The organism is Burkholderia sp. ZZQ-2, assembly GCF_050768715.1.
Classification (GTDB): Bacteria; Pseudomonadota; Gammaproteobacteria; order Burkholderiales; family Burkholderiaceae; genus Burkholderia; species Burkholderia cepacia.
Genome location: NZ_LDVA01000346.1, coordinates 17,792 through 30,859, shown reverse-complemented (window position 1 = coordinate 30,859; position 13,068 = coordinate 17,792). Strand labels below are relative to the sequence as shown.

11 protein-coding genes are annotated in these 13,068 nt (G+C 68.0%); 5 read left to right on the top strand and 6 right to left on the bottom strand.

Features of this window, described 5'->3' with window-relative positions; genetic code table 11:
- Positions 1 to 5: 5 nt before the first annotated feature.
- From ABY44_RS33005 to ABY44_RS32995, 3 genes are all read right to left on the bottom strand, one after another.
- On the bottom strand, positions 6 to 368 hold the full coding sequence (locus ABY44_RS33005) for a glutathione S-transferase family protein (protein ID WP_414143090.1): 363 nt from the start codon (positions 366 to 368) through the stop codon (positions 6 to 8).
- Entirely contained in the window at positions 352 to 996 is a 645-nt protein-coding gene (locus ABY44_RS33000) for an HD domain-containing protein (RefSeq protein WP_060170191.1), read from the bottom strand. The genes ABY44_RS33005 and ABY44_RS33000 overlap by 17 nt, the downstream gene beginning before the upstream one ends.
- Before the next feature lie 200 nt (positions 997 to 1,196).
- On the bottom strand, positions 1,197 to 2,435 hold the full coding sequence (locus tag ABY44_RS32995) for an SfnB family sulfur acquisition oxidoreductase (protein WP_034196241.1): 1,239 nt from the start codon (positions 2,433 to 2,435) through the stop codon (positions 1,197 to 1,199).
- A 293-nt stretch (positions 2,436 to 2,728) separates the two neighbouring features.
- On the opposite strand from ABY44_RS32995, the gene ABY44_RS32990 reads away from it, so the two are divergent.
- Together ABY44_RS32990 and ABY44_RS32985 are read left to right on the top strand one after the other, a co-directional pair.
- On the top strand, positions 2,729 to 3,988 hold the full coding sequence (locus ABY44_RS32990) for an acyl-CoA dehydrogenase family protein (RefSeq protein ID WP_060170189.1): 1,260 nt from the start codon (positions 2,729 to 2,731) through the stop codon (positions 3,986 to 3,988).
- Positions 3,985 to 5,388, top strand: coding sequence for an LLM class flavin-dependent oxidoreductase (locus ABY44_RS32985; protein ID WP_059693568.1), 1,404 nt, complete (start codon positions 3,985 to 3,987; stop codon positions 5,386 to 5,388). Before ABY44_RS32990 ends, ABY44_RS32985 begins: the two co-directional genes overlap by 4 nt.
- A gap of 265 nt (positions 5,389 to 5,653) precedes the next feature.
- Here the strand turns inward: ABY44_RS32985 and ABY44_RS32980 are convergent, their stop codons facing one another.
- On the bottom strand, positions 5,654 to 7,081 hold the full coding sequence (locus ABY44_RS32980; RefSeq protein WP_060170186.1) for an MFS transporter: 1,428 nt from the start codon (positions 7,079 to 7,081) through the stop codon (positions 5,654 to 5,656).
- 347 nt (positions 7,082 to 7,428) lie between these two features.
- Here ABY44_RS32980 and ABY44_RS32975 point away from each other — a divergent pair, with 347 nt between their 5' ends.
- From ABY44_RS32975 to ABY44_RS32965, 3 genes are read left to right on the top strand one after another with little or no spacing between them, the layout of a single operon-like run.
- The gene (locus tag ABY44_RS32975; protein ID WP_060170184.1) at positions 7,429 to 8,421 is read left to right on the top strand and encodes an aliphatic sulfonate ABC transporter substrate-binding protein; all 993 of its coding nucleotides are present in this window, start codon (positions 7,429 to 7,431) and stop codon (positions 8,419 to 8,421) included.
- An 11-nt stretch (positions 8,422 to 8,432) separates the two neighbouring features.
- The gene (locus ABY44_RS32970; protein ID WP_060170182.1) at positions 8,433 to 9,287 is read left to right on the top strand and encodes an ABC transporter permease; all 855 of its coding nucleotides are present in this window, start codon (positions 8,433 to 8,435) and stop codon (positions 9,285 to 9,287) included.
- Positions 9,284 to 10,120, top strand: coding sequence for an ABC transporter ATP-binding protein (locus tag ABY44_RS32965; protein ID WP_060170181.1), 837 nt, complete (start codon positions 9,284 to 9,286; stop codon positions 10,118 to 10,120). Before ABY44_RS32970 ends, ABY44_RS32965 begins: the two co-directional genes overlap by 4 nt.
- Before the next feature lie 223 nt (positions 10,121 to 10,343).
- Here ABY44_RS32965 and ABY44_RS32960 read toward each other — a convergent pair whose 3' ends face one another.
- A complete protein-coding gene (locus tag ABY44_RS32960; protein ID WP_060085909.1) occupies positions 10,344 to 10,874 on the bottom strand; it encodes an OsmC family protein in 531 nt (176 codons plus the stop codon).
- 476 nt (positions 10,875 to 11,350) lie between these two features.
- Positions 11,351 to 12,916 carry a methyl-accepting chemotaxis protein gene (locus ABY44_RS32955; RefSeq protein ID WP_060170179.1) on the bottom strand — a complete coding sequence of 522 codons (1,566 nt, stop codon included), beginning with the start codon at positions 12,914 to 12,916 and terminating at the stop codon, positions 11,351 to 11,353.
- Positions 12,917 to 13,068 lie beyond the last annotated feature (152 nt).

Below are 13,068 nucleotides of genomic sequence, written 5' to 3'. Positions count from 1 at the left end.
GGCCTTCAGCGGCAATCGTCGTCGAAGGCCGTCGTCCCCCGTCTGTCCGCTCCCGACAGCAGCGAATCAAGCCCGCGAAGAAAATCGGGAACCGCTTCTCCGATCGAGGCGAGATACCCGGCCATCGCACCGGCGACCTTGCGCACGGCGGGACGTGCGGTCATCCGCTCACGCCACGCGAGCAGGCGCGGCGTTTCATCCGTCATCGGTGCGCCCTTGCGCGCACCGAACAACTGCGCCATGTAGAACGCGATGTCGGCGTACGAATACGCGCCGGCCAGAAACTCGCGATCCGCCAGCACGCGCTCCATGCGCCGATAGTACCGGGCCGCTTCGTCACGCGCGGCCGGATCAGATCTCGTCTGCAAACTCGTCGAGAAAACGCTGCAACCGGTCGCGACGAACGATCGCCATCCGGGTACCGGTGGCGGTCTGGAAACCGGTTGAAAGCCTCAGCAGTTTCGTGCGGAAGTGATCGATCGCGAAACGCGTGTCGTCGAGTTCCCGTTCCGATGCGTGCGGATCGGCCGGGTCGTACAGCGCGCTGCCCATCCGCCCCGCGACATAAAAGCACCGCGCGACGCCCACCATGCCGATCGCATCGAGCCGGTCGGCGTCCTGCAACACCTTTGCTTCGAGCGTCGTCGGCGCGACACAGGCCGAGAAACTGTGCGCCTCGACCGCGTGAGCAACGGCGTCGATCTTCGCGTCCGGCCAATCCAGCGACTTCAGCACCTGCCGGGCCTTTTGCGCCGACAGCCGCGATGCCTGCGCGCGAAGCGGGGAATCTTTCTCCACCGCCACGCAGTCGTGCAGCAACGTCGCGGCGAACAGCACCTCGGCATCGCCGCCCTCCTTCGCCTGGATCGCGGCCGCGTTCTTCCACACGCGTTGCAGATGCGAAGTGTCGTGGGAACCGTCGCCGTCGGCGCCGCTCCAGTGAGCCAGCAGGGCCTTGGCCAGATCCTGAAAGGGTGCGAACGCAGGGAGGGACATGAGGGGCGGCAGTCGAGGTCGGGATGCCGATTATCGCCGCAAGTGCCGCACGGCACACGATCGACAACCCGATCCGCCGTTGATCCCGGCGCCTGCGCGTCGAACGCAGTGCCGGGTTCGCCACACGATCGTGTGGATGCATCAGACCGCGGCGGCTCGCTCAGTCATCGCCGGGCGAAGCAGCCACGATCGCAACGGATTCAATTCCACGCATGGCGCGCCGGGCGCACGCCGTTCAGGTAGTAGTTGCCGACGAGGTGATATTTCCAGCGCACCGGATCGTGCAGCGTATGCGTGCGTGCATTGCGCCAGTGCCGGTCGAGGTTGTGCTCGGAAAGCGTCGCCTGCGTGCCGGCCAACTCGAACAGCTTCTCGCCCGCGAGCAGCGCGATCTCCGTCGTCAGCACCTTCGCCTCGCCCACCGCCACCGACGCGCGCGCAACGTCGTCCTCGGTCACGTCGCCGCGCGCCGCGATCTCGTCGAGCGTGCGCGCCGCGCGCTCGAGCAACGCCTCCGCCGCATGCAGTTGAATGTGCAGATGGCCGATCTCGCGGATCGTCAACGGATCGTCCGCCGCGCGCTCGACGCCACTGTCGACCCACGGCCGCGTGCGTGTGCGCACGAACGCCAGCGTATCGTCGAGCGCGGCCCTGGCGATGCCCGCGTCGATCGCGGCCTGGATGATCTGCGACAGCGGGCCGTTCAGCGTCGGCAGGTCCGACACGCGCTGCGCCGGCAGCACGTGCGACGCAGGCACGCGCACGTTATCGAGCACGACCGTGCCGCTCGCGGTGGTCCGCTGCCCGAATCCCGACCAGTCGTCGATCACGGTCAGCCCCGGCGCCGGCTGGCGGATGTATGCGAGCCACGCGCGGCGCTCGTCGTCGAGGCCGAGCACCGGCACGTAATGCGCGAACAGCGCCCCGGTCGAATAGAACTTGGTGCCGTCGACGACGTAATCGTCGCCGTCCCGGCGCACGCGCGTCTTCAGGTCGAGCACGTGTTTCGTGCCCTTCTCCGAAAAGCCGTTGCCGAACCGCTTGCCGCTCAGCACTTCCGAGAAGAAGAGACGCTTCTGCGCGTCGGTGCCGGTCAGCGCGATCACGTCGACCAGCCCGAAATGATTCTGCGGCAACTGCCCGAGCGACGGATCGGCCGCCGCGACGATCTTCACCACCTCCGTCAGCGTCACATGCGAGACGCCCGCACCGCCATAAGCCTTCGGCACCGTGATGGCCCACAGCCCCGACTGCGAGAACCATTCGATCTCGTCGCGCGGTAACCGGCGCTCCCGGTCGCGCTCGGCCGCGCCTTGCGCGAGCCGTTGCGCAAGCGCGTGCGCGGCCGCGATGGCCTGTGCGTCGTCGGCGATCACGCTGGCCGCCTGCGGTTGCGTATCGGCCGGTCGTTCCTGGATCGTGGCGCTCGTCTCTGACATCGGGCTCTCCTGCTGGTTGACGGAAACGTTCAATCTAGCAGCGCCCCGAGCGCCGGCAAACCGAGCGATTCGCACAACGATATTCCTTTGAACGGCAAACGATGCGGCACACCGCGCGCAAAAAACCGCGCGTCAGCAGCGATATCGACACCCCGGCATCGATGCCGCGGCGCGTCGCCCGCGTAATGCCCGGCAGCGATAAGGATGTACGAATCCGTTATTGGATCGTCCGCATCGTGCTTCCTATACTGGCCTGCCGGCATCGACGGCCCCCGCCTTTCAAGGACCACCGCATGACTTCATCTCCCGCCGCAACCGAACTTTCCACCGGCACCGACTATGACGCGCTTGCCAGCCGCTTCAGGCCGATCTTCGAACGCATCGCGGCCGGCACCGCGGAACGCGAACGCCGCCGCGAACTGCCGCACGAGGCGATCGGCTGGCTGAAGGCCGTCGGCTTCGGCGCCGTCCGGCTGCCGGTGCGCGACGGCGGCGCCGGCGCATCGCTGCCGCAGCTGTTCCAGTTGCTGACCGAGCTCGCCGCCGCCGATTCCAATCTGCCGCAGGCCTTGCGCGGGCACTTCGCGTTCGTCGAGGACTGGCTGAACGCGCCGCCCGGCGCCGATCGACAGACGTGGTTCGACCGCTTCGCGAGCGGCCAGCTCGTCGGCAATGCATGGACCGAGACCGGCGACGTGTCGCTCGGCCAGACCATCACGAAGGTGTCGGAAAAGAACGGCCGGCTCGTGCTGAACGGCCGGAAGTTCTACAGCACCGGCAGCCTGTTTGCCGACTGGATCGACGTGTTCGCGCAACGCGCGAGCGACGGCAGCGACGTGATCGTCGCCGTCGCGACCGCGCAGCCCGGCGTGATCCGCGAAGACGACTGGGACGGCTTCGGCCAGACGACGACCGGCAGCGGCACCACGCGCTTCGAGGACGCGACGGTCGACGCACGGGACGTGATCGACTTCGCGCGACGCTTCAAGTACCAGACCGCGTTCTACCAGCTCTTCCACGTCGCGACGCTGGCCGGCATCGGCCACGCGATTGTGCGCGACGCCGGCGAACTGGTGCGCCACCGCACCCGCGTGTACAGCCACGGCAACGCGCCGCGTGCCGGCGACGACGCGCAGCTGCAGCAGGTGGTCGGCGAGATCGCGTCGTGGGCCTACGCGGCCGACGCGCTCGCGCAGCGCGCCGCGCAGCCGCTGCAACGAGCCTACGAAGCGCACTTCGGCGGCGACGCGGCGGCCGAGCACGATGCGAACGTCGCGGCCGAGATCGAATCCGCGCAGAGCCAGCTCGTCGTGTCGGAACTCGTATTGCGTGCGGCGACGCACCTGTTCGACGCGCTCGGTGCGTCCGCCACCCGCAGCACGACGGCGCTCGACCGCCACTGGCGCAACGCGCGCACCGTGTCGTCGCACAATCCGCTCGTCTACAAGGCGCGGATCGTCGGCGACTGGGTCATCAACGGGCGCACGCCGCCGTTCGTCTGGCAGGTCGGCAACGGCGCGGGCACGCAAGCAGAAACCGGAGCCGCCCAATGAGCAAGACCGGCAAGACCATCCGCTTCAACGCGTTCGAGATGAACTGCGTCGGCCACCAGTCGCCCGGGCTGTGGGCCCATCCGCGCGACCGGTCGTGGCAGTACAAGGATCTCGACTACTGGACCGACCTCGCCCGCGTGCTCGAGCGCGGGATCTTCGACGCGATCTTCATCGCGGACGTGATCGGCTACTACGACGTCTACAAGGGCAGCAACTATCACGCGCTGCACCAGGCCGCGCAGATCCCGGTCAACGATCCGCTGCAGCTCGCCGCGCCGATCGCGATGGCGACCGAGCATCTCGGCATCGGCATCACCGCGTCGACGACGTTCGAACACCCGTACACGTTCGCGCGCCGGCTGTCGACCGCCGATCATCACACGAAGGGCCGGCTCGCGTGGAACATCGTCACGTCCTACCTCGAAAGCGGCGCGAAGAACATCGGTGACCACGGCCTGCGCACGCACGACGACCGTTATGCGGTCGCGGCCGAATACGTCGAGGTGCTGTACAAGCTGTTCGAAGGGAGCTGGGAAGACGGCGCGGTAGTGCGCGACCGCGACGGCCGCGTGTTCACGCATCCGGAGAAGGTGCACGAGATCGGCCACAAGGGCCGCTTCTTCGACGTGCCCGGCTACCACCTGTGCGAACCGTCGCCGCAACGCACGCCGGTGCTGTTCCAGGCCGGCGCGTCCGGCCCCGGCAAGGCGTTCGCCGCGCAGCACGCCGAATGCGTGTTCGTCGCCGCGCCGACCCGCGCGCAACTCGCGCGCTACGTGGCCGACGTGCGCGCGCAGGCCACCGCCGCGGGGCGCGATGCGAGCAAGGTATTGATCTACAACCTCGTCACCGTGATCGTCGACGAAACCGACGAGAAGGCGCAGGCCAAGTTCGACGAATATCGCAAGTACGTGTCGTACGACGGCTCGCTGGTATTCATGTCGGGCTGGACCGGCATCGACTTCGGCCAGTACGCGCCGAACGATCCCGTCCGGCGCGTCGAGACGAATGCGATCGTATCGGCGGTCGAGCATCTGTCGGGCGGCGACACCGCCTGGACGATCGAGGAACTGGCGGCCTGGGGCGGCATCGGCGGCCTGGGCCCGGTGTTCGTCGGCTCGGCGGCGACCGTCGCGGACATCCTGCAGGAATGGGTTGCCGCCACGGACGTGGACGGCTTCAACCTCGCGTATGCGGTCGCGCACGAAACCTTCGAGGACGTCGTGCGTCATCTCGTCCCCGAACTGCAGCGGCGCGGCGTGTATCCGACCGGCTATGCGCCGGGCACGCTGCGCGAGAAACTGTTCGGCGGGTCGGCGCGGCTGCCGGACGAACACCCGGCCGCGCAGTTCCGCGACATCGAGCAGGTCAAGCGCGATGCCGAGCGGGTAGCGGCCTGAGCGGACGGCATCGCGGCGGCTGGTCGGCCCGTGTGCGGGCCGGCCGGCTTCACGACAGGCAGCAACCGGTGCGTCGGGCCGCTCGCCCGACACCTCGCCCGATCGCTGCTCTCCCCCCCTCACTCTAAGAAGCCCGGTGCAGCCCCGCTGCGCGTTCTGCCTGCGCACTCGCGCATCGACAGCAATGCAGACATCTCGGTAACGACGACGCGCGCACTGATGAAAGCGCGCGCGTTTTCCAGCCGACGAACGATCCCGACCACCTTCACTCTGCGCCGTCGTCGTCGATGTCCCGCGCCGTCGGCTCGTAACGTACGATCAGCAGGAACACGATCGGCGTCGCGGCGCTGATCGCGACGACCCAGAACATGTCCGTGCCGAGACGCGCCTGCAGGATCGGCAGCACGAACAGCGCCAGCGCCTGGCCGATGCCGCACAGCGACCGCCCGAAGCCGACACCGGTGCCGCGGATCGACGCCGGATACGACAGCGTCGGGTAGATCATCATCTGCGCGCCGGGCCCGAAACCTTCGGCGAACAGCCAGGTGCCGAGCATCAGCAGCACGAAGCCGATCGCGAGTGCGCCATGCGGATGCCCGGCCAGCGCGAGCGCCACGAGCGCGACGAACTGGAGCGCGAAACCGGCGATCGCGACATGGCGCGACGCATGGCGATGGGCCAGGCGCATGCCCAGCAAACCGCCGGTGAACGCAAACAGCACGTTCAGCGCCAGCGACGCCGCGATCGTTTCGAACACGCCCGCACCGAGAAACTGCGACAGGATCGACGGCAGGAAGAATGCGATCGCCGTGTATTCGAACGGGATGCACAGGTTCATCACGCTGGCGACGATCGTGCGCCCCAGGTACGGGCGCTGGAACAGCACGCGAATGCGCACGGGCGGCTGGCTCGGCGCGCGTCGTGCGTCCTCCGCCTCGTGTGCGTGAATCCCGTACGACTCGCGCAGGATCCTCGCGGCATTGGCCAGGTCGCCCTGGTTCGCGGCCCACAGCGGCGACTCGTTCATGAAGCGGTTCCTGAACAGGATGATGACGAGGGCCGGCACCGCGCCGAAGATCAGCGATGCGCGCCAAAGCCATCCCGCGTGCTCGGCAGGCAGCAGGAAATACAGCCCGAAGATCAGCAGGAAGCAGGCCGACGACGCCACGTACCACATCGGGCACCACGCGGCGAGCCGCGACGCCTTGTTGCCGCGACCGTTGAACTTCGAGAATTCCGCGAGAAACGCCATCGCGACGGGCAGGTCGATGCCGACACCGAGCCCCATCACGAAGCGCGCGGCGATCAGCACCCATACATTGGGCGCAAGACCGGCCGCGATCGCCGCGACCACGAAAAACAGCATGTCGGCCATGAACACCTGATAACGGCCGATCCTGTCGGTCAGCCATCCGCCGATCAGGCTTCCGAAGATCGTCCCGATCATGATCGCCGACCCGACCAGCCCGGTCAGCGCGGGTGCCAGGCCGAATTCGCGCGCCACGTCGTCGATCCCGTAGGACAGCGTCGTCAGGTCGTATGCATCGAGAAAGACGCCGCCGAGCGCCAGCAGCACGATCATCCGGGCATGGCTGACGGAGCTGTCCACCGTGTTGATCAGGCGCGCGACGTCGCTTGCCGAGCGAATGGGGGAGGAAGCCGGGGTGACGGCATTCAGGTCGATCGAACTCATCGCACTCCTTTGTTTTCCGCCGACGGGCCGGCGATGTCCGCATGAAGCCGGAAGTCGTGCGTGTTCAATCGCGGCCGGTAACGACCCTTCGCAACTGCACGCCTCTCGACACGCAACGCCGTCGAGCTCCGGCAGCAGGCATTCTGTTCTTCCGATCCGGTTCTCCCAAGCGATATAAACCGATAAATTAATCGACCCGCGTCATAAAGTTGCCCGCCGCCCGCGCTTATCAGCAACGCGCATGTTCAATCGCGGATTTCTTCGTTACCGAAACCCCGCGGCTTCGCTACATTAGCCGGTCACCCTGCCTGTCCCCGGCTCGTTGCCGTTCTTCCGGAGAATCCCCGATGAAGCTGTCCTGGTCCCGCGCATGGCAATCCGCGGCCCTCGTCGTTGCCGCGTTCGCCGGCCTCGTGTCGGTGCACGCACGCGCGGCGACGCCCGCGGAAATCCGCGTCGACTACGCGTACTACTCGCCGGAGAGCCTGGTGATCCGCCACTTCGGCTGGCTCGAGGACGAATTCAAGGCCGACCGCACGTCGATTCGCTGGGTGCTGAGCCTGGGCAGCAATCGCGCGCTCGAATACCTGAACAGCGGCGCGGTCGACTTCGGTTCCGCCGCGGGTCTCGCGTCGGTGCTCGCACGCGCGAACGGCAACCCGATCCATACCGTCTACGTGTTCTCGCGCCCCGAGTGGACCGCGCTCGTGGTCCGCAAGGATTCGCCGATCCGCTCGCTCGCGGACCTGAAGGGCAAGAAAATCGCCGCGACGCGCGGCACCGATCCGTTCCTGTTCACGCTGCGCGCACTGCACACGGTGGGCCTGACCCGCGACGACGTCGAGATCGTCAACCTGCAGCATCCCGACGGGCGCACCGCGCTCGCGAACGGCCAGGTCGATGCGTGGGCCGGGCTCGATCCGCACATGGCCGCGGCGCAGCTCGACGACGGCGCCCGCCTCCTCTACCGCAACGTCGCGTTCAATACCTACGGTTTCCTGAACGTCCGCGACGCGTTCGCCAGCCAGTACCCGCAAGCGGTCACGCGCGTACTGAAGGTCTACGATCGCGCGCGGCAGTGGATCGTCGCGCATCCGGCCGACACCGCGCAGATCGTCGCCGACGAATCGAAGGTGTCGCTGCCGGTGGCGAAACTGCAGCTTCAGCGCAACGACTTCAGCGACCCCGCACCCGGCGAAACGCAGCGCGCGGCACTGAAGGCGGCCGCGCCGGTGCTGACGGCCGAGCAGTTGACCAAGCCCGGTGTCGATCCCGCGAAGATCGTCGATACGCTGATCGATCCGGCGTTCGTGCGCCCGCTCGTCGCCGCTTCGCACTGAGCCTGCCGCCCATGACGAACAGCGCTGCCCGCGACGACACGCTCGCGGCTCGCCGCCCCGCGTCGCCACGCGCCGGCCGGAGCGATCCGCTTCGCCGGTGGCGGCTCGCGGGCCTCGCGCTGCCGTTCGCGGTGCTCGCGTTGCTGGAGGTCGTCGTGCGCCAGGGCTGGCTGCCGGCCCATCTCGTTCCGGCGCCGAGCGAGATTCTCGCCACGCTCGCCGGCATGGGCGTCACGCGCGTGGCGCGCCACGTCGGCGTGAGTACGCTGCGGGTCGCGGCGGGTTTCGCGGCCGGCGCCGTACTCGCGCTCGCCGTCGGCGCGGCGATGGGCCTGAGCCGACGGATCGACGCGCTGCTCGAACCGACGTTCCAGGCGCTGCGCGCGATTCCGTCGCTCGCGTGGGTGCCGGTGCTGTTGCTGTGGCTCGGCATCGATGAAGCACCGAAAATCACGCTGATCGCCATCGGCGCATTCTTCCCCGTCCACCTCGCGGTGGTCGCCGGCATTCGCGACGTCGACCGCAAGCTCGTCGAGCTTGGCGCCGTGTACCGGCTCGGCCCGCTCGCACTGTTCCGGCGAATCCTGCTGCCGGCCGCGCTGCCGCAGATCGTCACCGGCCTGCGTACCGGCCTCAGCCTCGCGTGGATGTTCATGGTCGCCGCGGAGCTGATCGCGGCCACGCGCGGCCTCGGCTTCCTGCTGAGCGACGGCCGCGAGACCGGGCGGCCCGATCTCGTGTTCGGCGCGATCCTGCTGCTGGCGTTGCTCGGCAAGCTGACCGACGGCGCGATGGCACGCATCGAGTCGCACTGGCTCGGCTGGCGCGACGCATTCGATCACGCGAAACGCAAGGTGTCGACATGAGCACGCGCGCTTCCGCACACACGGCAGCGGACGCGGCAACACCGCTGCTCGACCTGCGCATCACCCGCAAGTATTACGGCGACCGCACGATCCTCGCCGACGTCCCGCTGCAGGTCACGCGCGGCGAGATCGTCTGCGTGGTCGGCCCGAGCGGATGCGGGAAGAGCACGCTGCTGCGAATCGTCGCCGGCCTCGACACGGATTTCCGCGGCAGCGTGAAGCTGGGAGGCGTCGCGCTCGACGGCCCCTCCCCGCGCGTCGGCGTGATCTTCCAGGAGCCGCGACTGCTGCCGTGGTTATCGATCGCGGACAACGTCGGCTTTGCGGCCGGCCCGCGAGGCGGGCGCGCGCCGGCCGTCGCCCGGCTGCTCGACGAAGTCGGCCTTGCCGGCGTCGCCCGGCAACTGCCGGCCACGTTGTCGGGCGGGATGGCCCAGCGCGCCGCGATCGCGCGCGGGCTGTTCGGCGAACCGGACCTGCTGCTGCTCGACGAACCGTTCAGCGCGGTCGACGCGATGACCCGGATGCGGTTGCAGACGCTGCTGCTCGATGTCGTCGCGCGGCACCGGATGGCCGCGATCGTCGTCACGCACGATCTCGACGAAGCACTGTACCTGGGCGATCGCGTGCTGATGCTCGCGCCCGACCCGGGCCGCATCGACGACGAGATCCATGTCGAGGCCGCACGACCGCGCGACCGCCGCGACCCGTCGCTGGCCGTGCTGCGCGCGCGGCTGCTGGACGCGTTCCAGCATCTTCAGGATCGTGCCGGTGGAGCGAAGCGTTTGACGCACGGCAACCCGCGTGAGGAATCCGGAATTCGCGCGGGCTGATTCCGGGCTGATTCATCACCGATTCGTCGCCGGCATCTCCCGACCCCGATCCGGCACACGTTCAACGCCAGGGCAACGCATCCGCAGTGTCACGCGCGTGCGGCGAGCATCGCCGTCGTATCGGCGCCCCAACAGGGTGCGCGGGAGATCGAGCGTGCCCGCTCACGTCGCAGCCCCATGCAAGGCCGCGACGCGCCGGTGCACCGACGCACATCAACCGTGCTCAACCGTGCGTATGCCGCAATTCGCCGTCGATCGTCTGCGGCAGCGTCAACAGGTTGAAGATCGGGCACACGGCCTCGACCGCCTGATGCAATGCCCGAATCGTCTCCGGCGATTCGGGCGACACGATATCGAGCGTGTAGCGGAGGTTGTGCGGGAACACCGGCACATGCTCGAAGCCCGGCTGCTGCGCGAGCGGATGCTGGTCGCCGGTCACCTCGACTTCGATCGAGTCGATCTTCAGGCCGCGCTCCGCGGCCTGGATCAGCGTGATGTGCGTCAGGCAGCTGCCCAGCACGCCGAGCTGCAACTCAGGCGACGCCGGCCCGAGGTTGTAGCCGGCAAAATCGGGCGGACTGTCGCTGATCACCTGGAAATCGCGAATGCGGATCTCGCGCACGCCGCTGCGGCCCAGTGCACGCACGGTCGCTTTCAGCGGCGTCGCCTTGAATTCCGGATCGTTGCGCGCGGCATCCTTTTTCGCGAGCCAGGCGTCGCGCTTCTGTTCGAGATAGTCGTTCAGTGTCGTCATGGTCGGGCCGGTACGGTCGCAATCATCGGCCTCGCATGCGACGGCCGGTTGAGGGGAGTCGTCATGCTATTCCGATCCGCCTCGGCCACTAAACGATCTTTCCAGCAAAGCAATTCGCGCCGCGCGATGTCACATTGCAACCTCCGCGTTCAGGAACGCGTCGGCAGTTATGCACCGTCCTCCGACTTATCCACAATTTCCGTGCATAACCCTGTGGAGAACCTGGCGGCAATCGCGCTGCCTCCCTTGCCGACAGGCGTCGCCGCACCGCCGTCGCCGCATCGCGGGCACGGAACGCGAACAGCGGCGCATCGGGTTCGACGCTCGCCCGGATCCGGTTCCTCATCGTGCCGGCGCATCGGTTGCGTCAATATCGGCGGTCAGGATGTCCGCACCAGAAGTGTGCTGCTTCGACGACGTCCACACCGTGTCGTGCCGCGATCGCGGCCTGGCGATCCGGTGCCCGCCTCGATGCATCACGCAAGCGCGTCGTCACGCAGACGGAACTGCGCGACCGCCGCGCTCAGCCGCGCGCCTTGTTCGTCAAGCGACAGCGCCGCGGCCGCGGCCTCCTCGACCAGCGCGGCATTGCGCTGCATCGCCTGCTCCATCTGGATGACCGCGGCGTTCACCTGCTCGATGCCCGACGATTGCTCTTCGAACGCGTGGCTGGTGTCGCTCATGATCGTGTTGACGCGCTCGACCGCGGCGACGAGCTCGGCCATCGCCGAGCCGGCCAGGGCGACGAGACCGCTGCCGTCCTCGACGCGCTGCGCGGAATGGCCGATCAGCTCGCGGATTTCCTTCGCCGCCGACGCGCAGCGCTGCGCGAGCCCGCGCACTTCGGTCGCGACGACCGCGAAGCCGCGCCCTTGCTCGCCCGCGCGCGCGGCTTCGACGGCAGCGTTCAATGCGAGGATGTTGGTCTGGAATGCGATGCTCTCGATCACGCCGACGATCCCGGAGATCTTCGCGGAACTGTGCGAAATCGCCGACATCGTCTCGACGACGCGCTGCATCGCGTCGCCGCCGCGCGACGCGATGCCCGCCGCGCCCTCGACGTAGGTGCGGGCATCGCGCGCGTTGTCCGCGTTCTGGCGCACGGCCGCCGTCAGCTGCTCGACGCTCGCCGCCGCCTGCTGCAGCGAAACGGCCTGCTGCTCGGTACGCGCCGACAAGTCGACGTTGCCGCTCGCGATCGTGCGGACGTCGCCGACGATCGTCTCCGTACTCGTGCGCACCTGGTTCACGGTGTCGACGAGGCCGTCCTGCATCCGCTTCAGCGCATGCAGCAGATACGCCATCTCGTTCTCGCCGGGCACGACGACCGTGCCGGTCAGGTCGCCCTTCGAGATCTTTTCGAACTGGCCGACCGCGAGCCTGATCGGCTCGATGATCGCCTTCGCGAGCACGCGCTGCGCCACGAAGCCGACGACGAGCGCGAGCACCGCGACCGCGACCATCCCCCACACGATCCGGTGGAAAAGGACACCGGCCGCCTCGTAGCGCGCCTTTTCACGCGCGACCTGGAACGATTCGAGCGCATCGATCGCCTCCTGGTACACGGTGAACAGGGCGGGCGGCGCGGTGCGCTGCGTGTCGAGGAAGCCGAACGCGTCGTCGCCGTCGAGTTGCGCGAGCGCCTTCAGGAACACGCCGTCGAGCAGGGCACGACGGCGATTCTGCAGCGTGTCGAACAGCGCCTGTTCGTCGGCGCTGCGCGCGTGCAGGCGCGCGTAGGCATCCAGTTCGTCGTTGCTCTGCTTGAGGAGCGCGTGGACTTTCGCGACCTCCTCCTTCGCCGACCGGCCGGCGCTGATGACCTGCGCGACGTCGCTCATCCGTTCGCGCAGCACGAGCATGCGCTCGGAGCTGGTCTTCAGGTGCAGCAGCGACGCGGTGTCGTCGCGGTACATCGCCTCGAGCGAACCGTTGCCCATATAGAGGGCCGCGATGCATGCGCCGACCACCAGCACGAGCAGCACGGTATAGCCCGCGATGGTCGCGACGAGACCACCACGGATAGTGAGTTGTTTTCGCATGACGTTCCCTTGCGCCGGCCGGGCGCGGCCAGCGGCGGATGTGGATTCCGGATCACGAAAGACGCGCGCCGTGTCGCAACACGCGGCGCATGGGCTGCGAACGGGTTAACGGCGGGTGGAACCGGGAGGTTTTATCCGCACGCGACGCGAAT